At 71.3% G+C, this 23,905-nt stretch carries 26 protein-coding genes and 1 pseudogene; 10 read left to right on the forward strand and 17 right to left on the reverse strand.

What is annotated here, in order from left to right:
- Positions 1-11: 11 nt before the first annotated feature.
- Together F7R91_RS09120 and F7R91_RS44015 are read right to left on the reverse strand one after the other, a co-directional pair.
- Positions 12-494: a VOC family protein gene (locus tag F7R91_RS09120; protein WP_150946397.1), complete on the reverse strand. Its 483-nt coding sequence runs from the start codon at positions 492-494 to the stop codon at positions 12-14.
- Between the two features lie 174 nt (positions 495-668).
- Positions 669-1,091 (reverse strand): annotated as a pseudogene (locus tag F7R91_RS44015) (helix-turn-helix domain-containing protein); the annotation flags it as partial.
- Between the two features lie 345 nt (positions 1,092-1,436).
- Between F7R91_RS44015 and F7R91_RS09130 the strand changes: the two are divergent.
- Positions 1,437-2,288, forward strand: a complete 852-nt coding sequence (locus F7R91_RS09130) for an RNA polymerase sigma factor SigF (protein WP_150946401.1) — start codon at positions 1,437-1,439, stop codon at positions 2,286-2,288.
- Between the two features lie 10 nt (positions 2,289-2,298).
- Here the strand turns inward: F7R91_RS09130 and F7R91_RS09135 are convergent, their stop codons facing one another.
- Positions 2,299-2,754: an ATP-binding protein gene (locus tag F7R91_RS09135; protein WP_150946403.1), complete on the reverse strand. Its 456-nt coding sequence runs from the start codon at positions 2,752-2,754 to the stop codon at positions 2,299-2,301.
- Positions 2,755-2,883: 129 nt separating this feature from the next.
- Positions 2,884-4,143: a DUF6777 domain-containing protein gene (locus tag F7R91_RS09140; RefSeq protein ID WP_150946405.1), complete on the reverse strand. Its 1,260-nt coding sequence runs from the start codon at positions 4,141-4,143 to the stop codon at positions 2,884-2,886.
- A gap of 161 nt (positions 4,144-4,304) precedes the next feature.
- Between F7R91_RS09140 and F7R91_RS09145 the strand changes: the two genes are divergently transcribed.
- Complete coding sequence (locus F7R91_RS09145; protein ID WP_150946407.1) at positions 4,305-5,579, forward strand: streptophobe family protein; 1,275 nt, start codon at positions 4,305-4,307, stop codon at positions 5,577-5,579.
- A gap of 102 nt (positions 5,580-5,681) precedes the next feature.
- Here F7R91_RS09145 and F7R91_RS09150 read toward each other — a convergent pair whose 3' ends face one another.
- The 4 genes from F7R91_RS09150 to F7R91_RS09165 are packed head-to-tail and all read right to left on the reverse strand — an operon-like array spanning position 5,682 to position 10,029.
- On the reverse strand, positions 5,682-6,662 hold the full coding sequence (locus tag F7R91_RS09150) for a serine/threonine-protein kinase (RefSeq protein ID WP_150946409.1): 981 nt from the start codon (positions 6,660-6,662) through the stop codon (positions 5,682-5,684).
- A complete protein-coding gene (locus F7R91_RS09155) occupies positions 6,662-7,207 on the reverse strand; it encodes a hypothetical protein (RefSeq protein ID WP_150946411.1) in 546 nt (181 codons plus the stop codon). Before F7R91_RS09155 ends, F7R91_RS09150 begins: the two co-directional genes overlap by 1 nt.
- A gap of 8 nt (positions 7,208-7,215) precedes the next feature.
- Positions 7,216-9,561: an FHA domain-containing protein gene (locus F7R91_RS09160; RefSeq protein ID WP_150946413.1), complete on the reverse strand. Its 2,346-nt coding sequence runs from the start codon at positions 9,559-9,561 to the stop codon at positions 7,216-7,218.
- 57 nt (positions 9,562-9,618) lie between these two features.
- Positions 9,619-10,029 (reverse strand): hypothetical protein, encoded by a 411-nt coding sequence (locus F7R91_RS09165; protein ID WP_150946415.1) that lies wholly within the window; start codon positions 10,027-10,029, stop codon positions 9,619-9,621.
- 285 nt (positions 10,030-10,314) lie between these two features.
- Here F7R91_RS09165 and F7R91_RS09170 point away from each other — a divergent pair, with 285 nt between their 5' ends.
- Positions 10,315-10,602, forward strand: a complete 288-nt coding sequence (locus tag F7R91_RS09170; protein WP_150946418.1) for a DUF1905 domain-containing protein — start codon at positions 10,315-10,317, stop codon at positions 10,600-10,602.
- Between the two features lie 81 nt (positions 10,603-10,683).
- Here the strand turns inward: F7R91_RS09170 and mgrA are convergent, their stop codons facing one another.
- The gene (mgrA, locus tag F7R91_RS09175) at positions 10,684-11,673 is read right to left on the reverse strand and encodes an L-glyceraldehyde 3-phosphate reductase (RefSeq protein WP_150946420.1); all 990 of its coding nucleotides are present in this window, start codon (positions 11,671-11,673) and stop codon (positions 10,684-10,686) included.
- A 133-nt stretch (positions 11,674-11,806) separates the two neighbouring features.
- Between mgrA and F7R91_RS09180 the strand changes: the two genes are divergently transcribed.
- A complete protein-coding gene (locus F7R91_RS09180) occupies positions 11,807-12,715 on the forward strand; it encodes a LysR family transcriptional regulator (RefSeq protein ID WP_150946421.1) in 909 nt (302 codons plus the stop codon).
- 27 nt (positions 12,716-12,742) lie between these two features.
- Positions 12,743-13,258: a mycothiol transferase gene (locus tag F7R91_RS09185; RefSeq protein WP_150946424.1), complete on the forward strand. Its 516-nt coding sequence runs from the start codon at positions 12,743-12,745 to the stop codon at positions 13,256-13,258.
- Here F7R91_RS09185 and F7R91_RS09190 read toward each other — a convergent pair.
- Together F7R91_RS09190 and F7R91_RS09195 are read right to left on the reverse strand one after the other, a co-directional pair.
- Positions 13,240-14,310: an adenosine deaminase gene (locus tag F7R91_RS09190; RefSeq protein WP_150946426.1), complete on the reverse strand. Its 1,071-nt coding sequence runs from the start codon at positions 14,308-14,310 to the stop codon at positions 13,240-13,242. The two genes, F7R91_RS09185 and F7R91_RS09190, sit on opposite strands and share 19 nt — an antisense overlap.
- Before the next feature lie 18 nt (positions 14,311-14,328).
- The gene (locus F7R91_RS09195) at positions 14,329-14,718 is read right to left on the reverse strand and encodes a VOC family protein (protein ID WP_150946428.1); all 390 of its coding nucleotides are present in this window, start codon (positions 14,716-14,718) and stop codon (positions 14,329-14,331) included.
- A gap of 300 nt (positions 14,719-15,018) precedes the next feature.
- On the opposite strand from F7R91_RS09195, the gene sph reads away from it, so the two are divergent.
- Entirely contained in the window at positions 15,019-16,005 is a 987-nt protein-coding gene (gene sph, locus F7R91_RS09200) for a sphingomyelin phosphodiesterase (protein WP_150946430.1), read from the forward strand.
- Positions 16,006-16,012: 7 nt separating this feature from the next.
- Here the strand turns inward: sph and F7R91_RS09205 are convergent, their stop codons facing one another.
- Positions 16,013-16,903 (reverse strand): glycoside hydrolase family 19 protein, encoded by an 891-nt coding sequence (locus tag F7R91_RS09205; RefSeq protein WP_150946432.1) that lies wholly within the window; start codon positions 16,901-16,903, stop codon positions 16,013-16,015.
- Between the two features lie 241 nt (positions 16,904-17,144).
- Here F7R91_RS09205 and F7R91_RS09210 point away from each other — a divergent pair, with 241 nt between their 5' ends.
- On the forward strand, positions 17,145-17,945 hold the full coding sequence (locus tag F7R91_RS09210) for a class I SAM-dependent methyltransferase (RefSeq protein ID WP_150946434.1): 801 nt from the start codon (positions 17,145-17,147) through the stop codon (positions 17,943-17,945).
- 33 nt (positions 17,946-17,978) lie between these two features.
- Here F7R91_RS09210 and F7R91_RS09215 read toward each other — a convergent pair whose 3' ends face one another.
- Positions 17,979-19,178 (reverse strand): RNA polymerase sigma factor, encoded by a 1,200-nt coding sequence (locus tag F7R91_RS09215; protein ID WP_150946435.1) that lies wholly within the window; start codon positions 19,176-19,178, stop codon positions 17,979-17,981.
- Positions 19,178-19,531: a YciI family protein gene (locus F7R91_RS09220; RefSeq protein ID WP_150946437.1), complete on the reverse strand. Its 354-nt coding sequence runs from the start codon at positions 19,529-19,531 to the stop codon at positions 19,178-19,180. The genes F7R91_RS09215 and F7R91_RS09220 overlap by 1 nt, the downstream gene beginning before the upstream one ends.
- Before the next feature lie 98 nt (positions 19,532-19,629).
- On the opposite strand from F7R91_RS09220, the gene F7R91_RS09225 reads away from it, so the two are divergent.
- Positions 19,630-20,670 carry an acyl-CoA dehydrogenase family protein gene (locus tag F7R91_RS09225; RefSeq protein WP_150946439.1) on the forward strand — a complete coding sequence of 347 codons (1,041 nt, stop codon included), beginning with the start codon at positions 19,630-19,632 and terminating at the stop codon, positions 20,668-20,670.
- Positions 20,671-20,684: 14 nt separating this feature from the next.
- On the opposite strand, the gene F7R91_RS09230 is transcribed toward F7R91_RS09225, so the two are convergent.
- Complete coding sequence (locus tag F7R91_RS09230) at positions 20,685-20,873, reverse strand: hypothetical protein (protein WP_150946856.1); 189 nt, start codon at positions 20,871-20,873, stop codon at positions 20,685-20,687.
- A 190-nt stretch (positions 20,874-21,063) separates the two neighbouring features.
- On the opposite strand from F7R91_RS09230, the gene F7R91_RS09235 reads away from it, so the two are divergent.
- Complete coding sequence (locus F7R91_RS09235) at positions 21,064-21,504, forward strand: SPW repeat protein (protein ID WP_150946441.1); 441 nt, start codon at positions 21,064-21,066, stop codon at positions 21,502-21,504.
- A 59-nt stretch (positions 21,505-21,563) separates the two neighbouring features.
- Here F7R91_RS09235 and F7R91_RS09240 read toward each other — a convergent pair whose 3' ends face one another.
- On the reverse strand, positions 21,564-22,331 hold the full coding sequence (locus tag F7R91_RS09240; protein ID WP_150946443.1) for an ArsR/SmtB family transcription factor: 768 nt from the start codon (positions 22,329-22,331) through the stop codon (positions 21,564-21,566).
- 170 nt (positions 22,332-22,501) lie between these two features.
- Here F7R91_RS09240 and F7R91_RS09245 point away from each other — a divergent pair, with 170 nt between their 5' ends.
- On the forward strand, positions 22,502-22,765 hold the full coding sequence (locus tag F7R91_RS09245; RefSeq protein ID WP_150946445.1) for a GlsB/YeaQ/YmgE family stress response membrane protein: 264 nt from the start codon (positions 22,502-22,504) through the stop codon (positions 22,763-22,765).
- A 171-nt stretch (positions 22,766-22,936) separates the two neighbouring features.
- Here F7R91_RS09245 and F7R91_RS09250 read toward each other — a convergent pair whose 3' ends face one another.
- Positions 22,937-23,860, reverse strand: a complete 924-nt coding sequence (locus F7R91_RS09250; RefSeq protein ID WP_150946446.1) for an NAD-dependent epimerase/dehydratase family protein — start codon at positions 23,858-23,860, stop codon at positions 22,937-22,939.
- Positions 23,861-23,905: the final 45 nt, after the last annotated feature.

Here is a 23,905-nt window from a genome sequence, read left to right on the forward strand (position 1 = left end):
CTACGGGTGGGTCACTCGCCCGCGTACGCCTTCTCCAGGGCGGCGATGTCCAGCTTGTGCATCGACAGCATCGCCTGGGTCGCGCGGGTGGCCTTCGCCGGGTCCGGGTCGCTGACCATGTCGTCGAGGGTGTCCGGGATGACCTGCCAGGACACGCCGAACTTGTCCTTGAGCCACCCGCAGGGGCCGGGCTCGCCACCGCCCTCGGTGAGCTTGGTCCAGTAGTAGTCGATCTCCTCCTGGTTCTCGCAGAAGATCTGGAAGGAGATCGCCTCGTTGAAATGGAACTCCGGGCCGCCGTTCAGCGCCACGAACTTGTGGCCGTTGGCCGTGAACTCCACGGTCATCACGGTGCCGGCGGGCCGCATGGAGCCCTCGGGGTAGCGGGAGAGCTTGCCGACGCTGGAGTTCTTGAAGATCGAGACGTAGTGGTGAGCGGCTTCCTCCGCCTGGTCGTCGAACCAGAGACAGGTGGTGAATCCTTGGGTGGCCATGAGTACCTCCTGGAGCGTTCAACGCGGTCACCTCTACTGACCGATCCTCGCAAGGAAACTCATCGCTCGGGGGGTCGGCTGATCCAAGTGGCCCGTACGACGACATCTGCCGGAAGGGCGGCGGCGGCCGCCAGGGCACAGTGTCCGATCTGGCCCTGCAGGCCAAGGAGATGGGGCGGCCAGGCACATTCCGCCGTACGGCGACGTGGACGCGCCCCGGCTCCTGCCCTGCTGCGCCGTGGTGAGCCGGACGAGCTCCGTCCGGGCCGGCGCCAGCAGGTCGCCGAGTCCGAGGCCGAGCGCCTGGGCGGCGGCCGCGAGGACCTCCGAGGAGGCCTCCTTGCGGCCGCGCTCCACCTCCGAGAGATACGGCACGGAGATCCGGGCCGCGTCGGGCACGTCCTTGAGGGTGCGCTCCTGGGCGAGTCGTTCGCGCCGCAGGACGTCGCCGACCAGGTCGCGCCACAGGGGTTCCCTGGGCGCGTGGGCTGACTGCCCTCGGGACGGGGGCGAGCTGGCGGGGCGGGCGGTTCCCGGGCGCTCGGCCGCCGGGCGCATGGGGATGACGCGGGCTTGGTTCGGCACGTGGCTGCTCACCCCTTCAGACTAGGTTTCCCGGGCTCCGGGGGAAGGGAGCGGCATTGCGCCCTCGGTGAAGCCCGTCGCGGTATCTCCAGGCCCTGGTGGGGGAGTTGGTCCGCGGGGCCGGCCCCGGCCCCACCCGCCCCGGCCCCGCCGGCCGGTCGCCGATTTCCGTCGCGCGGACACGCTTCGGGCATGGCCCGTCACCCCATGGGTACGCGCAACGCAGGGCACCTGAGGACGGCGCGTGCATAGCTCGTCGCCGTACGGGTACCCGGCAGACCGCGCCACCCGGACAGGACCACCGACAACCGAGGCCGAAGAGGCAGACGTCGAGCCGTGACTTTCGTGGGAGAGGCAATGGACACCGCCGTGACCAGGACGATTGGTGACGGATCGCTGCCGGGGGTCGAGGACCCGAAAACCATAGCCCCGCGCGACGCGCGGGAGCTGTCCCGCCAGTTCTTCCAGCGTCTGACGGAGCTTGAGGAAGGTACACACTCATACCAGTACGCGCGCAACACGCTCATCGAGATGAACATGTCGCTCGTGCGGTTCGCGGCCGGCCGGTTCCGCGGTCGCGGCGACGACATGGAGGACATCGTCCAGACGGGAATGATCGGCCTGATCAAGGCCATCGACCGCTTCGAGCTGGCCCGCGAGGTGGAGTTCACGTCGTTCGCACTGCCGTACATCGTCGGCGAGATCAAGCGGTTCTTCCGCGACACCACCTGGGCGGTGCACGTGCCGAGGCGGCTTCAGGAGCTGCGCGTCGAACTGGCCAAGGCACGTGAGGAACTCGCCAGCAGGCTGGACCGCGATCCGACGGTCGCCGAACTCGCCACCCTGATGAACCTCTCCGAGGACGAGGTGGTCGAGGCCCAGATCGCCTCCAACGGATACAACTCCTCCTCCCTGGACGCAGCGCTCGGCGGTGACGGGCCCGAGGGCGGCGAGGCGGTGCTGGCCGACTTCATCGGCGTGGAGGAGGAGGGGCTGCGCCTCGTCGAGGACTTCCAGTCGCTCGCCCCGCTCATGGCGGAACTGAGCGAACGCGACCGGCAGATCATCCATCTCCGGTTCGTGGAGGAGGCCACCCAGGCGGAGATCGGCGAGTGGCTCGGCTGCTCGCAGATGCATGTGTCCCGGCTGATCAAGCGGATCATCGTACGGCTGCGCGAGGGCATGCTGGGCGAGCTCGGCTGCGCCTGAGCGTCACGCGTCACTCCCTGCCGAGTCTCACCGCGGCGCTGACGCGCTTGCCGACCGGCACCCGTTCGACGACGACCCGCGCCGCGAGCGCGTGGACTATCTCCAGGCCGTGCCGGCCGATGCGTTCGGGGTCGCGGGGGAAGCGGCGGGGCAGCGCGACACTGCTGTCGCAGACCGCCACGGTGAGCGAGATGTCGGTGCCCTCCAGCTCCAGGATGTACGGCCCGTTGCTGTGCCGGTCGGCGTTGGTGACCAGCTCGCTCACCACCAGAAGCACCTCGTCCTCGGCGCGGGCGTCGATGGCGGCGCACCACTGGGTCCTGAGCTTGTGGAGGAAGAGCGCGGCGAAGTGCCGGGCCTCGGCGATGCATCCCGGTTCGCCTGTGTAGTGTGCCGCCCGCCGCAGCGGTTCCACGGGCACGTCGAAACCAGTCGGTATCACTGCTCCGTCCAGGTGGTCGATCATGCGGTTCTCTCTCGGGGAAGCCGGACTGGCCGGACGCTGCTGCACCAGTGCTCGTACCCCGAGGGGCGCCGCGCAGTCCTGGACACGCCGTGACGCCTCTTACGCACGTCGTCCCGAGGTCCGGGTGGGTCACACCGGGGGCGGGGCCACGGAGGACAGCGAAGCCGGCGATCCGGACGAGGGCGGCCCGGAGGAAAGGGGCGCGGAGGAAGGCGTCACCGGGGCCGGGGCCGAGGAAGGCGTGACGGAGGCGGGCGGTACGGAGGACGGCGGGACCGAGGAGGGCGGCACCGAGCTCGGGGCCGAAGGCTCCGTCGTCTTCGGCTTCGGCTGCGGCTTCGGCTTGGGCTTCGGGCAGGGAGTCTGCGAGGGGTCGGGCTTGCCCGAGACGCACGGCGACGCAGAGGGGGACGTCGAGGGAGAGGTCGGAGTGGTCGCGCTCGGGGACGGCTTGCGCTTCGGCGGCTTGGTCTTCTTGTCGTACTGGCCGGTGTCCCCGTGGTGGCGGACGAACCAGCCGTTGTCGTGGAAGTCGTAGATCACGAAGTTGTTGATCACCTTCGGCGCCGGCGTGACCACGACGACCTTCGAGGGGTTGTACGACGGCCAGGAGTCGCCCGCGCGCCGGGGTGTGCTCTGCTGCGCGACCGGCGGGGTCAGCGGGTTGCCGCAGGCGCAGCGCACCCGCGGGACACCGCGGTCGTCCACCAGGACGGCCGTGCCGGTCTGCAGGACGGACTGGTAACTGGTGGCGGCGCCGTCACGGTAGCCGTGGTTGGTGACGCGCGTGTCCATGCGCAGCTGGACGGGCGTCAGCGAGCGCAGGTAGGTGGGCGTCCTGGCCGGTTCGACGCCGGCGACCGAGGCGAACGCCCTGTTCTTCGACGGGGACGCCTGCAGGGACTTGACCTGCTTCTCCACGTCGCAGCTGGAGACATTGCGGGTGCCGCCGTAGAGGCCGGGCGCCCCGCCGTCCACGCCGGTGACCGCTTTGGCGGGGGCCGACTCGGCGGCCGGGGAGACGGAGACCGGCGGGGCGGAGCTGTCGGTGGCCGCCTGCTCGGTGAACGGATCGGGGCCCGTCTTGCCGGCGGCCTGGAGAAAGACCTCGCTCCCGCTGCCCGAGCCGCCGTCGGGGCGGCTGAGGACCACCGCCAGGATCACGGCGGCCACGACCGCGGTGGCGAGCACGGCGACGCGGGGTGCGGACTTCCACCAGGGGTGACCGGGGCCGGGTTCGGGTTCGGGGACCGCTCCACCGCCCGTCGGGTGCGAGGGCGGACCCGACGGCGGCTGGGAGGGCGGGCCCGAAGGCGGCTGCGAGGGGCCTGACAGGGGGCCGGAAGGCGGTCCTGTGGGGCGGTCGGAGGACGGCGGTTCCACGCTCACGAGCTCTTCTTCCCAAGGGGAATTGCTGCGGCTCTGCTGCCCTTTCAGTCCTTTTCGTGCATAACACTCCTATTGTGTGCTCCGGTCCGGTTCACTCCGCAAGCCCACGCGGACGGCTCTCCCGGCGGGCGCGCCGCGCGGGCGCTGCTTAGCGTGGCAGGGTGAGCCCGCGTACCACCTCCGACCAGGTCGCCCGCCACGGCTGGCCGCAGGCGCTGGCCACGGTGCTGGGCGCGCTGGTCGCCATGGGGGTGGTCGCCGCGCTGGGACTGTGGGCGGCCGGGGCGACGGACCTGCCGGACAACGCCTTCCCCCGGGTCGTCGCGGCCACCCTGGTCACGGCGGTCGGCGGCACGATCAAGCTGTCCGGGAACGCCGGCGAGCTGGCACAGACCCAGGCGGGGCTGACCGTGATCCCGCTGTCGGTCACGCTGGTCGGGGTGGTGGTGATCGCCGCGGGCTTTCTGCGGCCGCTGCGGCGCCGGGCGGTCATGGGCGCGGCGGAGCTCGCCGGCTGGGCGGGCAGGGTCGCCGTCGTGTGGCTGGCCGCGCTGCTGGCGCTGGCCTTCGCGGCCCGCCAGACGTTCTCGATCGACCTCGGGGAGGGGGCGATCGAGGACCTGGGCGACCTGTTCGGCGTCGCGCCGAAGCTCGGCTTCACCACTGACGTGCCGCTGACGGTGTTCTTCGGTCTGCTGTGGCTGGCCGGTGTGCTGGTGCTGGCGCTGCTGGTCTCGCGCGGGGCCCCGCTGCCGGCGCGGCTGCTGCGCTTCCAGGAGTCGGTACGGCCGGCCGCGTACGCCATGGTCGTGCTGCTGCTCACGTACGTCGCCGTGGGTGTCGTGATCGCCCTCGTCGTGGCGGCGACCCGTGGTCATGCGGCGGAGACGATGGCCGTGATCCTGCTCGGCATGCCCAACCTGGTCTGGCTGGCGCTCACGATCGGTCTCGGCGCGACCTGGAACGGCCAGGTCGCGGGCCCGTTCGGGCTGCCGATGCCGCATGTGCTCGACGAGGTGCTGCGCACGGAGGACGTCTCCGCGCTGAATCTGAGCACGCTCTCCCAGCACGACGGAAGGGTGTGGTGGCTGTTGGTCGTCGACGCGGTGCTGCTGCTGGCCGCCGCGTTCGTGATGGCGGCGCGCTCGCCGGCCCGGATGCGGGCCTGGCAGCACGCCGTGCGCATGGCGGTGGCGCTCACCCTCACGGTCCTCATGATCTGCCTGGTCTGCCGTGTCTCCGCGCACTACGGCCTGTCGATCCTGGTCTTCGGCGATCTGGGCGGCGGCCTGTCCGGAAAGCTGCTCCTGACCCCGGAGGTGTGGCCCGCCCTGGGCCTGGCCGCCCTGTGGGGCCTGGCCACCGGTTTCCTGGGCGGCCTGCTGGCCCGCCGAGTACGCCGCCGGGGAGTCGTCGACGTCGACGGACGGCGATGAGGCCGGACACGACGCTGCAGACCGCGCGCGGCACAGGGGTTGCGGCCAGGTGTATTGATCACGAGGGTCGGCAAGCGGAGAGTCGGCAGGTCCGTGGTCCGTCTACGTGCGCTGCCGGAAGACCGGCTCGGCCCAGTGGGGCGGTGGCGACGGTGGATCCTCCCGCTGGTCCACGGCCCGCAGGTCCGCCTGCGTGGGCCGCGGGGTGGCGTGCCCGGCCGTACGCAACGCGGCCACGAAGTCGAGGCAGGTCGCGTAGCGGTCGTCGGGGCTCTTGGCCAGGGCCTTGGCGAAGACGGTGTCGACCTGTGGGGCCAGGTCGGGGCGGGCTTCGCTGAGCGGGGGCGCCGCGTCGTACTGGTGGGCCCACAGCAGGGCCATGTCGTCGTCGCGGAGGAAGGGCGGCCGGCCCGCCAGGGTCTCGTAGACGACGCAGGCCAGGCCGTAGACGTCGCAGCGGCCGTCGACAGGGCGGCCGGAGATCTGTTCGGGGGCGACGTAGTCGAGGGTGCCGACGAACTGGCCGACCGTGGTGAGGCCGGTCAGGGACAGCGACTTCTTCGTGAGGCCGAAGTCGGTGAGGTAGACGTGCTCGGGGTGGTCGCTGTCGGTGCCGCGGCCGACCAGGATGTTGCCGGGTTTCACATCCCGGTGGACCAGCCCGTGCTCATGGGCCGCGTCCAGCGCGGAGGCCACCTGCACGGCGATCCGCAGGGCGGTCGCGTGCGGCAATGGCCCCTGGCGGTCCAGGAGATGGCGCAGGTCGCTGCCGGAGACGTACCGCATGGCGATGTACAGGACACCGTCCGTCTCCCCCGCCTCGAAGACGGGCACGATGTTGGGGTGGTCGAGGGCGGCGGCCACCCGGGACTCGTGGCTGAACCGCTGCCGGAAGGTGTCGTTGCGGGCGAGTTCGGGGGCGAGCAGTTTGAGGGCGACGGTCCGCTCCAGGCGCAGGTCGCGGGCGCGGTACACGACGGCCATGCCGCCGCGGCCGATCTCGGCCTCGACGCGGTAGCCCGCGATCTGTCTGCCGATCAGGTCGGAGGGCCGGCCGGAGAAGATGCTGGTCTCGTGTGCCATCACATGCCGCCGTCGGGTGACACGACCTGGGTGGGCGCATGGCCGGGATCCTCGGTGTCACGCGGCGCGTCGTCGGCCCCGTAGGGGCTCAGCCGTGTCCCGTCCCCGTACACCCAGCAGCCCTGATGGCTGTCGTACAGCCACACGGCCTCCCCGTCGATCACGACCCCGACCCGCAGCCCCGCCGTACGGCTGCGGAAGGCCTCGCCGTCGAGGGCCGCCTCCGCCAGTTCCTCGACCGCGGTCCGGTAGCGGGCGAGGGCCTGTTCGGTGCGGGAGAGCAGGGGGCGTGGGTCGGCGGTGCGGGCGATCGGCCCGTCCGCGGCGGGCGGGTCCTGCGGTACGGCGATCAGCAGTCGGCCGTCGACCCAGGCCGACCAGCCGTTGGCGCACAGGACATGGCCCCAGTCGCCGCGCCGTTCGACCAGCTGGACCGGCAGCAGCGCGTCGAGGGGGACGGTGGGCCGGCCGGGCTCGGGTGCCTCCCAGGCGGGCATCCCGTTCTGGGGCACGACGTGCGTGGGCCGGAATCCGGAGGTCGTCATCACAGCGCCTACTTCCGCATCACGGCCGGTTCGTGCCGGCGCAGCAGCCGCGACACCACCCAGCCGAAGACCGCCGACAGCACGACCAGCATCGCCACATTGAGCAGCCAGACGCCCGTCGAGTGCCGGAACAGCGGGTCGCCGGTCAGGTCCCCGGGCACGATCCGGGCGAGCCCGACGGTGCCGGCCATCGCCCCGAGCGCCCAGCGCGAGGGCACCAGCCACGACAGCTGCTCCAGCCCGGGTACGCCGTGGAGCTTCAGCAGGGCGCCGCAGAAGACCACCTGGACGATGGCGAGCAGCACGAGCAGCGGCATCGTCACCTCCTCCTTGCTCACCAGCGCGGAGACGAGCAGGCCGAGCATCATCGCCGTGAAGGCCAGCAGGGCGACGGCGACGGTGATCTCCACCAGAGGCGGCATCAGCACGCCTTCACCGCCGGGCGCGTTGAGGTCGACGCCGAGCAGCGCGACCAGGGTCAGCACCACCGCCTGGAGCACCGTGACCGTCCCGAGGACCACCACCTTCGACATCAGATACGCCGATCTGGACAGGCCCACGGCCCGTTCCCGCTGGTAGATCACGCGTTCCTTGACGAGTTCCCGCACCGCGTTGGCGGCGCCGGTGAGGACCCCGCCGACGCACAGGATCAGCAGCGCGTTCATCGCCGTCTCCTGGGTGAGCCTGCTGCCGGCCAGCGCACGGGCCAGGGCGCCCATCACGAACGGCAGGGCGATCATGACGGCGAGGAAGGTGCGGTCGGCGCTGAGCGCGGCCGCGTAGCGGCGGACGAGTGTGCCGAGCTGTGCGGTGCGGCTGCGCGGCCTGGGCGGGCGGGTGATGATGACCGGCTCCGACCGGGGCAGACGGGGCTGGGCGGAGGCGTCGGCGACGTACTGCCGGTGGAAGGGCGATGCGCGGAAGTCTCCCGCCCAGTCCCGCTCGCTGTCCCGTTCGAAGGCCTCGAAGGCCTCCGGCCAGTGCTCGAAGCCGAAGAAGGCGAGGGCGTCCTCGGGCGGACCGTAGTAGGCCGTCTTCCCGCCGGGTGCGAGGACGAGCAGCCGGTCGCAGACGTCGAGGCTGAGGACGCTGTGGGTGACCACGATGACGGTGCGGCCGTCGTCGGCGAGGCCGCGCAGCATGTGCATCACCGAGCGGTCCATGCCGGGGTCGAGTCCGGAGGTCGGTTCGTCTAGGAAGAGCAGCGAGGGTTTGGTCAGCAGTTCGAGGGCCACGCTCACGCGCTTGCGCTGTCCGCCCGACAGGCTGTGCACGTGCTGGCCGGCGCGCTGCTGCAGGCCGAGTTCGACGACGACCTCGTCGACCCTGGCCCGGCGCTCGGCCTTGGCGGTGTCCTGCGGGAAGCGCAGTTCGGCGGCGTAGGACAGGGCGCTGCGCACGGTCAGCTGGGTGTGCAGGATGTCGTCCTGCGGGACGAGACCGATGCGCTGGCGCAGCTCGGCGTAGTCGTGGTAGAGGTCGCGGCCGTCGTACAGCACGGTGCCGTGGTCGGCGGGCCGCTGCCCGGTGAGGGCGTTGAGCAGGGTGGACTTCCCGGCGCCGCTCGGGCCGACGACCGCGAGCAGGCACTTCTCCCCCACCGGGAACGACACATGGTCGAGCAGCATCTTGCGGCCGCGGTCGACGGCGACCCTGAGGTCCTGTACGTCGAGGGAGATCTCGCCGGTGTCGACGTACTCCTCAAGCTGGGCGTCGACCAGGCAGAACGCCGAGTGGCCGATACCGACGATGTCACCGGGCCCGATCGGCTCGGCGGTGACGGGCCGGCCGTTGAGGAACGTGCCGTTGTGGCTGCCGACGTCGGCGATCTCGTACGTGCCGTCGGGCAGGGCCCGCAGTTCGGCGTGGTGCCGGGAGACGATCAGGTCGTCGACGACGAGGTCGTTGTCGGGGGCGCGGCCGATGCGGACGGTGCGGGCCGGCAGCGGCCGTACGGCGGTGGGGCGCCGGAACGTGCCGGTGAGGGAGGGCATCGAGACGCCGACGGCGGAGGGGCGCTCCGGGGCCCGTTCGGGGCGGCCGAGCAGCGCCACACGCGGGCCGTCGAAGGGGTTGCCGAGGTGGATGACGCTTCCGGGGCCCACGCCGCACTCGTCGATGCGGCGGCCGTCGGCGTAGGTGCCGTTCGTGCTGTGCTCGTCCACGAGCGTCCAGCGTCCGCTCTCGGGACGCAGCACCGCGTGGTGCCACGAGACCCGGGCGTCGTCGATGACGATGTCGCTGGAGGGGTCGCGGCCGACGTGATAGGCGTGGCCCGGACTCATCACCGTGGAGCCCGACTCGGTCTCCAGCACGAGTTCGGGCGCCGTCGGCGCGAAGGGCCGCTCCGCCATGCCAGGATTCTACCGATTCGTTCACGTGTGCGCCTTGTGCGGCATCCAGCTGCGGGCTCAGGCGACGGGTACGACGAGCGCCGGGACGGTCCGCTGCATACGCAGGGCGTCGATGGACTCCGCGAGCAGCTCGTACTCGGTGGTGTCGTCGACGACGGCGATCCGCACCAGCCGGCCGGCCGCCAGCTCGTCGGCGACCCGCTCCTGCCGGTCCACGTCGCCGCACCAGGCGCGCAGCAGGGCCGGTACGTCGGGCACGGCGCCGCCGACCGGGACGAGCGCGCTCGGCGGGAAGTGCGGAACCTCGGGCCGGGGGTCGAGACGGTCCGCCATCCAGGAGGCACGGTCGCGCAGCCACCACAGGGCGAGGGCCAGGGTGGGCGCCCGGTAGGTTCCCAGGGGGACGCCGATGCGCCGGCCGCCGCAGGTGCCGTATGCCGTGACATGGCACAGGAATTCGTCGTGCACGCTCCACTCCCCCGGTGCTCCGCTCGCCTGCCGGCTGGGCCTTCCTTCCGGCGCGGCTCGTGGTGTTTCGGTGCGGTTCGTGTGCTGTACGTGCTCGTTACTTCGCTCGACGTGAGGTCCTTCAACTGTTGAGTATGTTCACTGCTGAAACACTGTCACCATGACTTTCCGGCCAGTCTCCTGGCATATTCACCGGGCCCCATGGCCGAAAATTGCTTCAGAGATGAGTTCTGGCGCTCCCGGCGGTCTCCTTGAGTACAGAGAAAACCCGGAGCGGAGGACGCCATGGTGACGACCGGAAAATTGGACGAGGAGTTCACCGCGGTGCTGGTCAAGAGCCCGAGCGAAGGCGGCTGGACCTACCTGGTGTGGCCCGGGTCCGCCGAGTTCTTCGGCACCCGCGGGCTGGTCAAGGTCCGCGGCACGATCGACGGGCACCCCTTCCGCAGCTCCTTCATGGCCCTCGGCGACGGCACCCACAAGCTGCCCGTGAAGGCCGAGCTGCGCAAGGCGATCGGCAAGGAGGAGGGCGACACGGTGACCGTACGGCTGGAGGAACGGCTCAGCGCCTGAGCGGGGTCGTCCCGGAGGCGGCCGCCCGCCTCCGGGACCTCGGTGCGGTCGCGCTCGACCGGGCCCCTGTCGGCAGCGTCTCTACGGCCTGACGACCGCGTCGATCCGGGCCAGCTCGTCCGCGTCGAAATCGAGGTTGCGGACGGCCTCGACGCTGTCCGCCAGCTGCTGCGGGCTGCTCGCGCCGACCAGGGCGGAGGTGACCCGGCCGCCGCGCAGCACCCAGGCCAGGGCCATCTGCGCCAGCGACTGGCCCCGCGACTTGGCGAGGTCGTCGAGGGCACGCAGCCGCCCGACGAGGTCCTCGGTCACCGCGTCCGTGTGGAGGAAGGGGCTGTCGCTCGCGGCTCGCGAGTCCTCCGGAATGCCGTCCAGGTATCGGGCCGTCAGCAGGCCCTGCTCCAGAGGGGAGTAGGCGATGGAGCCGACCTGCAGCTCGTCCAGCGCGTCCAGGAGACCGTCCTCGGGGCGTCGGTCGAGCAGCGAGTAGCGCGGCTGGTGGATCAGCAGCGGGGTGCCCAGCTCGCCGAGGATGCGCGCGGCTTCGCGGGTCTGCTCCGGGGAGTAGTTGGAGACGCCGGCGTACAGCGCCTTGCCCTGCTGGACCGCCGAGTGCAGGGCGCCCATCGTCTCCTCCAGGGGAGTCTCGGGGTCGGGGCGGTGCGAGTAGAAGATGTCGACATGGTCCAGGCCCATGCGCGAGAGGCTCTGGTCGAGCGAGGACAGCAGATACTTGCGCGAGCCCCACTCGCCGTACGGGCCGGGCCACATCAGATAGCCGGCCTTGGTGGAGATGACGAGCTCGTCGCGGTACGCCGCGAAGTCCGCCTTCAGGGCCTCGCCCAGCGCGGACTCGGCGGCGCCGGGCGGCGGGCCGTAGTTGTTGGCCAGGTCGAAGTGGGTGACGCCGAGGTCGAAGGCGCGGCGCAGGATGGCGCGCTGGGTCTCGACCGGGCGGTCCGGGCCGAAGTTGTGCCACAGGCCGAGCGAGAGCGCGGGGAGCTTCAGACCGCTGCGTCCGGTGCGCCGGTAGGGCATGTCCGCGTAGCGGTCGGGGTGTGCGGTGTACAACGCGACTCCAGAGGGGTTGGCACACGAGCTGCGGTTCCGGGAGGCCCGGGAACCCTGACCCACTCTGTCGCTGCCCGCGGGCAGCGGTCCAACAGAAGAATCCGATGGAATTCAGCGGATACGCTTCTCAATCATGGAACTGCGCCATCTCCAGCACTTCGTCGCGGTCGCGGAGGACCAGCACTTCACCCGGGCGGCCGAACGGCTCATGGTGTCCCAGTCCGGCCTGTCCGCCTCCATCCGGGCACTGGAGCGGGAGCTGGGGACCCCGCTGTTCGTGCGGACGACCCGCCGGGTCACGCTCACCGAGGCCGGGCGCGCGCTGCTGGGCGAGGCCGAGCGGATCCTGGCGCAGGTCCGGGCGGCCCACGAGGCCGTCGCCGCCGTGCAGGGCGTGCTGCGCGGCACGCTCGCGCTGGGCACCGAGCAGTGCATCGCCGGGGTCCATGTGGCGAGGCTGCTCGCCGCGTTCCGCCGGGAGCACCCGGACGTCGAGATCCGGCTGCGGCAGGCCGGCTCGGGCGCGCTCGCGGAGGAGGTGACGGCCGGCCGCCTCGATCTGGCCTTCGCGGTGCGGACGCGGGCGGACACCGATCAGTTGCGTTCCGTGTCGCTGACGAAGGAGCCGATGACCGTGCTGTGCCATCCCGGCCACCGGCTCGCGCGGGCGGGCGCCGCCGTCACGCCGGACGAGCTGGGCGGCGAGGTCTTCGTCGACTTCCACCCGGACTGGGGCCCGCGCCGCACCACGGACGCCGTGTTCGCCACGGCGCGCGTCGGACGCACCGTGGCGCTGGAGGTGAACGACGTGCACGGTCTGCTCGACCTGGTGGACGAGAACCTCGGCATCGCCGTCGTACCGCGGCACTTCCGGCACAAGCGCGCCTCGCTCACCGCCGTCCCGCTCAAGGGCACCGGTGACGCCAGGTACGAGACGGTCGCCCTGCTGCCGCCGCCCGAGGCCACCAGTCCTGCGGCACGGGCGCTGATGACGCTGCTCGACACCCTCGCATCTCCCGGCGTCCGAGGCCCGGGCGCGTGACGGACCGCGATGCGCGATGGTGGACGTATGCATGCGAAGGACATCCTCATCGACGGGTTCAACCGCATCCTGGAAGAAGTCCATGCCGCAGTGGAGGGCGTGACACCGGACGTGCTGAACGCCCGGCCCGCCGCCGACGCCAACTCCGTCTCCTGGCTCATCTGGCATCTCACGCGCGTCCAGGACGACCACATGGCCGACGCCTCCGGGCTCGACCAGGTCTGGCTGACGCAAGGCTGGGAGAAGCGTTTCGGCCTCGATCTGCCCCGCACGGCGACGGGTTACGGCCACAGCGCGGCGCAGGTCGCCAAGGTGCGGGTGGGCTCCGGTGACCTGCTGACCGGCTACTACGACGCCGTCCACGAGCAGAGCCTTCAGTTCCTGCGCGGGCTGACCGCCAAGGACTTCGAGCGCATCGTGGACGAGCGCTGGGACCCGCCGGTCAGTCTGGGCGTCCGGCTGGTGAGCGTCCTGTCCGACGATCTGCAGCACGTCGGACAGGCCGCCTATGTGCGCGGGCTGGTTCAGAGCGCGGCCGCGTAGGCCGGCAGAACGACGTCCTCGATGAGGGAGCGCCGCTCGTCGAACGGGACGAAGGCGCTCTTGAGGGCGTTCACGGTGACGGTGCGCAGGTCCTCGACGGTCCAACCCGCCTCCTCGACCAGCAGCGACATCTCGCGGGTCATCGTGGTGCCGGACACCAGACGGTTGTCCGTGTTGAGGGTGACGCGGAAGCCGAGATCCTTCAGCGCGGTGATCGGGTGCTCGGCGATCGAGGTGGCGGCGCCGGTCTGGAGGTTGGAGGTCGGGCACATCTCCAGGGCGATACGGCGGTCACGGACCCAGCCGGCCAGACGGCCGAGCTTGCCGTCGACGATGTCCTCGGTGATGCGGACGCCGTGGCCGATGCGCTGGGCGCCGCACACCTGGAGGGCCTGGTGGATGCTGGGCAGACCGTGCGCCTCGCCCGCGTGGATGGTGAACGGGACGCTCTCGCGGCGCAGGTGCTCGAAGGCGTCGAGGTGGTCGGCGGGCGGGAAGCCGTCCTCGGCGCCGGCGATGTCGAAGCCGACGACGCCGGCGTCCCGGAAGGCCACCGCGAGGTCCGCGGTCCGACGGGTCCGGTCGAACATCCGCATGCCGCACAGCAGGGTCCCCACGCGGACCGGGGTGCCGGCGGCGGCCGCCTTGGCCATGCCGGCCGCCAGGCCCTGCTGGACGGTCTCGACGACCTCGGGGAGGGTCAGCCCGCCCTTGAGCATCAGCTCGGGGGCGTAGCGCACCTCGCCGTAGACGACGCCGTCCGCGGCGAGGTCGAGGACGTACTCCTCGGCGGTGCGCAGCAGGCCCTCGCGGGTCTGCATCACGGCGAGGGTGTGCTCGAAGGTGGCTATGTAGCGGACCAGGTCTCCGGAGTTCGCGGCCTCGACGTACCAGTCGGCGAGGGCGTCCGGGTCGGTGGTGGGCAGGGTGTGGCCGACCGCCTCCGCGAGTTCCACGACGGTGGCGGGGCGCAGGCCGCCGTCGAGGTGGTCGTGCAGCACGGCCTTGGGCAGGCGGCGGAGGGTCTCGGTGTCGATGCGGGGCGCGGTCATGCGTGTCGTGCTCTTTCCTCAGGCGGTGGCGGGCTGGAGCAGGTCCCAGCGGTTTCCGTACAGGTCCTGGAAGACGGCGACGGAGCCGTACGGCTCGTGCCGGGGTTCCTCCAGGAAGGTCACGCCCGCGGCGAGCATCCGGGCGTGGTCGCGGGCGAAGTCGTCGGTGTGCAGGAAGAAGCCGACGCGTCCGCCGGTCTGGTCACCGACGCGGGCGCGCTGCTCGTCGCCCTTGGCCCGGGCCAGCAGCAGGGCGGTGCCGTCCCCCTCCGGCCGTACGACGACCCAGCGGGACCCGTCGGGACGCGGGGCATCCTCGGCGAGCCGGAACCCGAGCGCCTCGGTGTAGAAGCGGATCGCCTCGTCGTAGTCGTCGACGACGAGGGTGACCAGGGCGATACGACTCATCGGGGCCTCTCCGGGGGTGGGATTGACGGGAGAGGTTATACGTAAAACTACGCCGACGCCAGTCAGCGGTCCCGGCCCGCCGGGCGGGGCGGTGACGGCGACGCGGCGGATGTGGGCGGCGCACATCGACATCTGCGACGGCCCGTCCTCGCATCGCAGGGCCCGCCACGTGTGCACGGGCCGAAGGCTTCGCGGGACGGCTGCTCTTCAATACGTGGCCGCACGGGAGTTACCAGGAAGTAACTGCCGGTGGTTTGATGTGCGACGCCACTCAGCCCCCTTCACCCACAGGGAGATCCAGTGACGCTTCTCGCACCGCGCCGGACCCTTGGCGCAGCCGTGCTCGCCCTTACGCTCGCCACGGCCTCCCCTGCCGCGGCCGCTCCTGCCCCGCAAGCCGACGGCCGGGCACCGGCGCTGCGCGTGCTGACGTACAACGTCTTTCTGATGAGCAAGACCCTCTATCCGAACTGGGGCCAGGACCACCGGGCGTCGGAGATCACGAAGGCGTCCTTCTTCCAGGGCAACGACGTGGTCGTGCTGCAGGAGGCGTTCGACAACGGGTCGTCGAACGCGCTGAAGAGTGCGGCCGCGTCCCTGTACCCGTACCAGACGCCGGTGGTGGGGCGGAGCAGGGACGGCTGGGACGCGACGGGCGGCGCCTACTCGGCGACCACTCCGGAGGACGGCGGGGTCACGGTGCTGAGCAGGTGGCCGGTCCTGCGCAAGGAGCAGTATGTGTACAAGGACGCGTGCGGGGCGGACTGGTGGTCCAACAAGGGCTTCGCCTATGTGGTGTTGAACGTCAACGGCGCCAGGGTCCATGTGGTCGGCACCCATGCCCAGTCGACGGACCCCGGCTGCGACGCGGGTGAGGCGGCCGCGATGCGCAGCCGGCAGTTCCGGGCGGTCGACGCGTTCCTGGACGGCAAGAACATCCCAGCGAACGAGGAGGTGCTGGTCGCCGGCGACCTGAACGTCGACTCGCGCAGCCCCGAGTACGCCTCGATGCTGACCGACGCGGGTCTGGCCGGGTCCGACGCCCGCACCGGGCACCCGTACTCGTTCGACACCCGGGACAACTCCATCGCCCGCTACCGCTACCCCGACGACCCGCGCGAGGACCTGGACCACGTCCTGCACCGCGCGGGTCACGCCCGCCCGACGGTCTGGAAGAACGAGGTCTTCAAGGAGCAGTCGGCGCCCTGGACCGTGACGAGCTGGGGCACCGACTACACGTACACGAACCTCTCGGACCACTATCCGGTGACGGGGTACGCGGGCTGAGGAACCGTCAGCAGTAGAGGTTGCCGCCCGGCGCCGTCCCGAGGATCTGTGTGAACCTCCGGTAGGCGTCGACGCGGCTCTGGACCTGGGCCGGGTTCTTGCCGTCGCACTCCAGGGAGCCGTTGATGCTGCGGATGGTCTGGCCGAAGCCGGCCCCGCTCACCATGGCGTTGTGCGGGGTCATGCTGCCCGGCCCGGTCTGGGTGTTCCAGTACCACAGGGCGGTCTTCCAGGCCACGGCGGCGTCGTTCTGCACCAGCCAGGGGTTGCCCAGCAGGTCGATGCCGAGCGCGTCGCCCGCGGCCTTGTAGTTGAAGTTCCAGCTGAGCTGGATGGGGCCGCGCCCGTAGTAGGCCGCCTGGCCTGCCGGGCAGCCGTAGGGCCTGCTCCAGTCGCAGTAGTGCGGGTAGTTGGCGGTGTTCTGCTCGACCACGTGCACCAGACCGCCGGTCTCGTGGCTGACGTTGGCGAGGAAGGCCGCGGCCTCCTGCTTCCTGACGGTGTCGCTGCCGGTGTTCGCGAAGCCGGGGTACGCGGCGAGGGCGGCGGTGAGGCCGCGGTAGGTGTAGAAGGAATTCCGGTTCGGGAACATCTGGTTGAACTGGGCCTCGGTCACCACGAAGCTGCCGGCCGGGGTCCCGGGGCCGTTGTCGCAGGCGTACGGCTCCCAGTACCAGGTGCTGATGGTCGGGTCGTAGCCCGGATTGTCGTGCTCGGCGATATAGGCCTTTCCGTCGGTGTAGCGCACGATGTCGCCGGTGGTGTACGACCGTCCGGCCACCCAGGCCGGGTAGCTCGAACACGCGGCGGCGGACGCCTCGGAGGCCGGCAGCAGGACCGGCACCGCACCGGCGAGGACGAGTGCGGTCACCACGGCGGAGATGCGGCGTCTCGACACAGGATCAACTCCTTTGCGGAGCACGGCCGCACCCGGAGGAGGGCAGGGCGGAGCCGGGCCTCGTGCGCTCGTGTCCGGCGGACCGGGCACGGCGTGGGCGCGGCCGTGGTGGGGGGTGTGGTGCCACACTCAACCGCTTTGGTCTGTACCAGTCAAGGGTGTAGACCAGTCAACTCCCGTCCGCCCGGCGGAATGCACCGCCCCGGTGGCCGGCGACGGCGCGTTCGGGGAAGGTGGTGGCGTGACCGAGCGGCGCTTCGACGTCTGGGCGGCCGGCGATGCCTATGAGCGGTACATGGGCCGGTGGAGCCGCCTGGTCGCGGACGGTTTCGTGACATGGCTCGGCTGCGGGAGCGGACTGCGGTGGCTGGACGCCGGCTGCGGTTCGGGGGCATTGACGAGCGTTGTCGCCGACCGGTGCCGGCCGGCGACGCTGCTCGGGGTGGAGCGGTCCCCGGGGTTCGTGGCCACGGCTCGCGCTTCCGCTTCCGCGGCCGTGCACTTCGCCGTGGCGGACGCGCAGCTGCTGCCGGTGCGCGACGCCGTCCTCGACGTGGCCGTCAGCGGGCTGGTGCTGAACTTCCTGCCCGCGCCGGATACCGCGGTGGCCGAGGCGGTACGCGTGGTGCGGCCGGGCGGACTGGTCGCCGCGTATGTGTGGGACTACGGCGAGGGCATGGGGTTCCTGCGCCGGTTCTGGGATGCCGCGATCGCGCTGGATCCGTCGGCGGCCGCGCTCGACGAGGGACGCCGGTTCCCGCTCTGCCGGCCCGAACCGCTGCGGGCGCTGTGGACGGGGGCGGGGCTGGTCCACGTGGCCGTCGCTCCGGTCGAGGTACCGACGCGCTTCGCCGGCTTCGCCGATCTGTGGGAGCCGTTCCTGGCCGGTCAGGGACCGGCAGCCGGCTATGTCGCCGCCCTGGCGCCGACGGCCCGGACCCGGCTTCGGGAGACGCTGCGCGAGGCCGTGTCCGAGCGTCCCGACGGCACGATCCTCCTCACGGCACGCGCATGGGCGATACGGGGTCACAGACCGAAGTGACCGTGAGGCGGGTCCCGGCTGCGCGCACGCCGGTCACGTGCGGACCAGTTCCCGGCGGCGCCGTTCCAGGTAGGCACGTTCCGCCGGGCTCTCGGTGAGCGCGAGGGCCGCCTCGTACGCCCGTACCGCCTCGGTGTCCCGGCCCAGACGGCGCAGCAGATCCGCGCGGACGGCGTGGAAGACGTGGTAGCCGTCGAGGTCCAGCGCGTCGACGAGGTCGAGGGCCCGGCGCGGGCCTTCGGTCTCGGCCACGGCGACCGCCCTGTTCAGCGCCACGACCGGATTCGGGGCGAGGACCGTCAACTGGTCGTAGAGCCGGAGGATCTGCGCCCAGTCCGTGGCGTCCGCGGTCGGCGCGTCGCTGTGGACGGCCTGGATCGCGGCCTGGACCTGGTACGGACCCGGCTGGTTGCGTCGCAGGCAGCCACGGACCAGTGCCTGTCCCTCGGCGATCAGGTCGCGGTCCCATCGGGCACGGTCCTGCCCGGACAGCGGCACGAGCGCGCCGCTGTCGTCCTGGCGTGCGGGCCGGCGCGACTCGGCGAGGAGCATCAGCGCGAGCAGGCCGGAGACCTCGGGTTCGTCCGGCATGAGCTCGGCCAGCAGTCGGCCGAGCCGTACGGCTTCGGCGCACAGGTCCGGGGAGCCGGTGTACCCCTCGTTGAAGATCAGGTAGACCACGGCCAGCACACCCTGGAGCCGGTCCGGGAGGTCGGCGTCGCGGGGCACCCGGTAGGGGATCCGCGCATCGCGGATCTTCGCCTTGGCCCGGACCAGCCGTTGGGCCATGGTCGCCTCGGGCACCAGAAAGGCGCGGGCGATCTGTGACGTCGTGAGCCCGCCGAGGAGGCGCAGGGTGAGGGCCACCTGCGCCCGGGTGGCGAGGGCGGGGTGGCAGCAGGTGAAGATCAGACGGAGCCGGTCGTCGCGCACGGGGCCCTCCTCGGGCGGCGCGTCGGGGGTGTTCAGCAGCGCGGCCTCGGCATGGCGTGCGTCGCGTCCGGCCTCCCGGCGGAGCCGGTCGATGGACCGGTTGCGGGCGGTGGTGATGATCCAGCCGGCCGGGCTCGGCGGTACACCGGTCCCGGGCCAGCGCTCCAGGGCCTTGGTGAAAGCGTCCTGGACCGCTTCCTCGGCGAGGTCGATGTCGCCGAGGAAGCGGACGAGCACGGCGACCGCACGGCCGTACTCCCTGCGGAAGACGGCCTCCACGTCCGCGGAGCCGGCAGGCATCATTCCTCGGCCTGGTGCATGAAGGGCCGCACCTCGATCGGCAGGGTGGTCGCCAGCGCGGCCTTGCGGCCCCACTCCAGGGCCGCGTCCAGGTCGGGCGCCCTGACCAGGCAGATGCCGCCGAGCATCTCCTTGCCCTCGGCGTACGGCCCGTCGGTGACCAGGACGTCCCCGTCACGCGGGCGCAGCACGGTCGAGGACTCCGGGCCGTGCAGTCCCCCGGCGAACACCCAGGCGCCGGCTTCCCGCAGCTCCTGGTGGAAGACGTCGAGCTGCTTGCCGATCTTGGCGAGGACCTCCGGCGGGGGCGGGTCTCCGATCGGCTGCATCACGCTGAGCAGGTAGTACTTCATGACGGCCTCCTTGGCGTCCTGTCCTTGTCCCACCTCCTACACGAACGGCAGAGCCACGGATCGACACCTCGCCCCACCGCACCGGAAGAATTTCTCCCATGACCACCTCACCCCACCCCCTCGTCGCCCGCGCCCGGCGGCTCGCCGACGACGTGCTCGCCCCGCACGCCGAACGGGTCGACCAGGAGGGCATGCCCATGAGCCACCTCGAGGCGGTGAAACGGTCGGGGCTGCTCGGCATGAACGCGCCGCAGGAGTACGGCGGGGCGGCCGCACCGGCGGCGGTGGCCCGGGAGACGGCGGAGATCCTGGCCGGGGCGTGCTGCTCGACCTGGTTCGTGCAGACGCAGCACCACACGCCGGTGCTGACACTGGCCAAGAACGCGTCCGCGGTACGGGAACGGCTGCTGGGTCCGCTCGCGCGTGGCGAGTTGCTCTCGGGAGTGGCCTACGCTCATCTGCGCGCCCGTCCGCGGACCCCCGTCCGGGTGCGGCGGGAGCGGGGCGGGTGGCGGTTCGAGGGGACCGTGCCCTGGTACACGGGATGGGGGCTCAACGACGTCGTGCTGCTGGCGGGCGTGACCGAGGCGGACGAGGCGCTGTTCGCGTTCACCGAGGCGCGCCCGCAGCCGGGACTGCGGGCGTCGCAGCCGATGCGTCTGGCGGCGCTCACCGCGTCACGGACGGTCTCGCTGGAGCTGGACGGGCTGTGGCTGCCGGACTCGGCGGTGGCGCTGCGACAGCCATACGACCAGTGGGCCGCGGCCGACCGGCCGAGGACGGTGAACACCTCACCGGCGGTCTTCGGTATCGCCGGGGCCGCCCTCGCGCTGCTGGACGAGGACACGGCGGGCGCCCTGCGCGCCCGTGTCGAGAAGGTCCGTATCCAGGCCTACGCCCTGGCCGACCATCCCGCGCCGCTGGAACACCTGGAGGAACGGCTCGCCCTGCGCACCCAGGCGTACGAGCTGATGCGGACGGCCACCACGGCGGCGGTGGTGGCCGGCGGCGGCCGCGCGCTGACACTGGCCAGCAAGCCCCAACGCCTGGCGCGCGAGGCGCTGTTCCTGCTGGTGCAGGGCCAGACTGCAGAGTCACGGCGAGCCCATCTCGACGCGCTCAGGGGCGGCACCGCATAGGGCGCTTTGAGCCGTCAGTCGTCCTCCGTCGCCGGGACCACCACGAGGAACGCGTCCGACTTCAGGTCCATCACGACCGTCGCGGGCTCACCCTCGGCGCGGCGCCCGGCCGCGTACTCCTCCGCCGGCCACGATCCGCGCGGAGCTCCCGCAGGAAACCGCTCCAACACCTTCGCGCCCATAAGGGCAGACACCTCCAGCATCGACGTACGACTACTCGATTCGGACAGCTCTCGCAGGTTGCGCCTGCCCGGGATCGGCGCGGCCACACCAGGTCCGTCGACCGCGCCGACCTCTACACATAAAGGCGAAATAAGCGCAAAATAAACGTGCGCGGCGTTTACCGCACACCGCACAGACGCGGTCAGGCCTGAAAGTCAAAGGAGACGAGTGATGGCCAACGTCTCGCCCACCAGCGGTGACATCACCACTCACCCTGATGTTTCGGAGATGCGGGAACGCTACGCCCGCATGCTCGGCGGTCGCGATGTGGCGCTCGTGGACGGACCGGTGTTCCTGCTCGGTCTGTACTGCGCCGTATCTCCCTGGATACTCCACTACACGACGAGCCAGCCCGCTCTCGTGCCCCACAACCTCATCGTGGGCATCGCGATCGGTCTGCTGGCCCTTGGGTTCACCATCACTCCGGAGCGCATGTACGGCCTGAGCTGGGCCATGTGCGCACTGGGCGTGTGGATGATCATCGCGCCATGGGTCGTCGGCGACAGCCCGGACGCCGGAGTCGCGGTGAACAACATCATCATCGGCGCCCTGGGCATACTCCTGGGGCTGATGTGCATCGCCACGGCGGCGAGGAGCACCCCCAAGCCGTAGGAGGGTCGCGCGGCACGAAGGCCGGTCCGCCGAGCGCGGGCCGGCCCGCTCATGTCCGCTCAGCGGCCGGGCACCAGCCACGGTTCCTGCGGCAGCGGACTGCCGGTCTCCAGCAGGGACTTGAGGTTGGACAGCACCGCCGGCCAGCCGGAGGACGCGTCGGAGCGCTCACTCTCGTCGGCGAGGTCCTCATGGGTCACGGTGAGGCGGACGATGTCGGCGTGCGGCCGGATGTCGAAGGTGACCCGCGAGTACATGTCCTCCTGCCCCTCCTCCTCGGGCGCGGCCCAGGTGGTGACCAGTCGGCTGGGGCGCTCGCTCACGACGACGGTGCCGACCACGTCGGCGATGCCGGAGCCGTCCGTACGCACGTGTTGCCAGCGGGAGCCGGGCCGCCAGTCCGACTCATTGCGGTGGCCCCAGTAGGCGCCGGTCAGGTCGGCGTCGGTCAGCGCCTCCCAGACCTTCTCGGGGGTGCTCTCGATGTAGATGACGTACACGAATGAGGGCTTGTCGGCCATGGCTTCCTCGGCTCGTCGCTTCACGGCGCCGAGCGCGCTCAGGCGCGGGCGCTCGAACTTGTCGATCCACCGCTCCTGGATCTCGTGGAGCGGGACCGGATTGAGGTAGTGCAGTTTTTCCCTCCCCCGGCGCACGGTGCTGACGAGGTTGGCGGCCTCCAGGACGGCCAGATGCTGGGTCACGGACTGACGCGCCATGTCGATGCGCTCGCACAGCTCGCCCAGCGTCTGCCCGTTGTGCTCGTGCAGGCGGTCCAGGAGCTGTCTGCGTGTGTCGTCGGCCAGCGCCTTGAAGACCTTGTCCATCCCGGAGTCGTTTCCTGATCGCACACTCAACGTTATGCAGGCAATTACCTGCATGTCAACCGGGCCGGCTCGCACGCGTCGACACCGGCGCGGCCCTGACGTACCGGGGGACTGTCCCCGCCCGCAGGGGGAATCCGGATGATGCGGGGTTCTGACGAAAAGGGGCGGAGATGGAGATCGACGGCATCATCAGTGCCATCGTGATCGGCATCGTCATCGGTGTGCTGGGCCGGCTCGTCGTTCCGGGCCGTCAGCGCATCGGCATTCTGTGGACGATCGCCGTGGGCATCGTGGCCGCGCTGATCGGTTCGGCGATCGCCGGAGCATTCGACGTGGCCGACACCAAGGGCATCGACTGGGCCGAGTGGCTGATCCAGATCGGCCTCGCGGCACTGGGCGTGGCCGCACTGGACCGGTCCAAGGCTCGCCGTTGACGGACGGGCAGGGGACAGCACGGCGGACTCGACCGCACTCGACGGACGGTTGCGGCAGGCGGCGGGTGACGGATGGGCGGACGCGGGACGTCGGCAACGGCCGACGCCCCGCGCGCCGTTGTCGCGTCCACCGGCGCGCGGATGACGCGGCGACGGGAGTCGCCAGAGCGCTCAGCCGACGGCAGCCCGCAGCGCCGTGAGGCCCGCGCGGCAGTCCGGGTACGCCGGGGCCCAGGCCAGTTCCCGCTCGGCCTTGGCCGAGGAGACCCGGAGCGTCGTGGACATCACCGTGTGGGCGTACCCCATCGGCCTCATCAGCCACCGCGGTACGGTCATCGGCTTCGGCAGTCCGAACTCCTCCGCCACGCACAGGACATGAGCCCGGAAGCCCATCGGCGTGCGGTCCGCGACGTTGTACGCCTGGCCGGGGCGACCGCGTTCGACCGCGGCCACCATCGCGCGCGCCGCATCCGTCAGTTCCACCCATGGCAGGACCCGGCCGTGGTCGCCGGGCAGGGGCAGCTGCCGTCTGCGCAGCAGGGACAGCAGGGCGTCGGTGCCGCCCGGGCCGTAGAAGAGTCCGAAGCGGAGCGCGATGCCCTCCAGCCCCGGTGCGGCGAAGGTGAGGTGCTCCTTGGTGCGCATGGCCGCGATGTGCGCCTCCAGCTCCGGGGAGCTGCCGTGCGGCGCGAAGGGGTCGTCCTCGGTGATCCAGTGGTCGCCATGGTCTCCGTAGCCGTATCCGAAGACCATGGACTCGCTGACGAAGCGGCGGGCGCCGGTGGCCTGCGCGGCCTCCACGAGGTGGGCGGTGCCGTCGGTGCGCAGGGCGTTGGTCGGGTGCATGTCGCGGTGGCGCATGGGCGGCTTGCGCAGGGCGGTCGCGGCGTGGATCACCGTGTCGAAGTGGTACCCGTCGACGGCGCGCAGCAGGGCGTCGCGGTCCAGGAGATCGGCCCGGACGCCGTTGTCCCGGCCGCGGCCGAGCCCGGTGACCTTGTGGCCCGCGTCGGTGAGGGCACGGGCCACATGTCGGCCGAGGACACCGCTCGCGCCCGCGAGGAGGATGCTCTGGTTCTTCTGGATCGTCGTCATGACCGTGCGACGGATCGAGCGCACGCGGATGTGACATCGCCGGGT

Source organism: Streptomyces luteolifulvus, from assembly GCF_008806595.1.
Taxonomy (GTDB): domain Bacteria; phylum Actinomycetota; class Actinomycetes; order Streptomycetales; family Streptomycetaceae; genus Streptomyces; species Streptomyces luteolifulvus.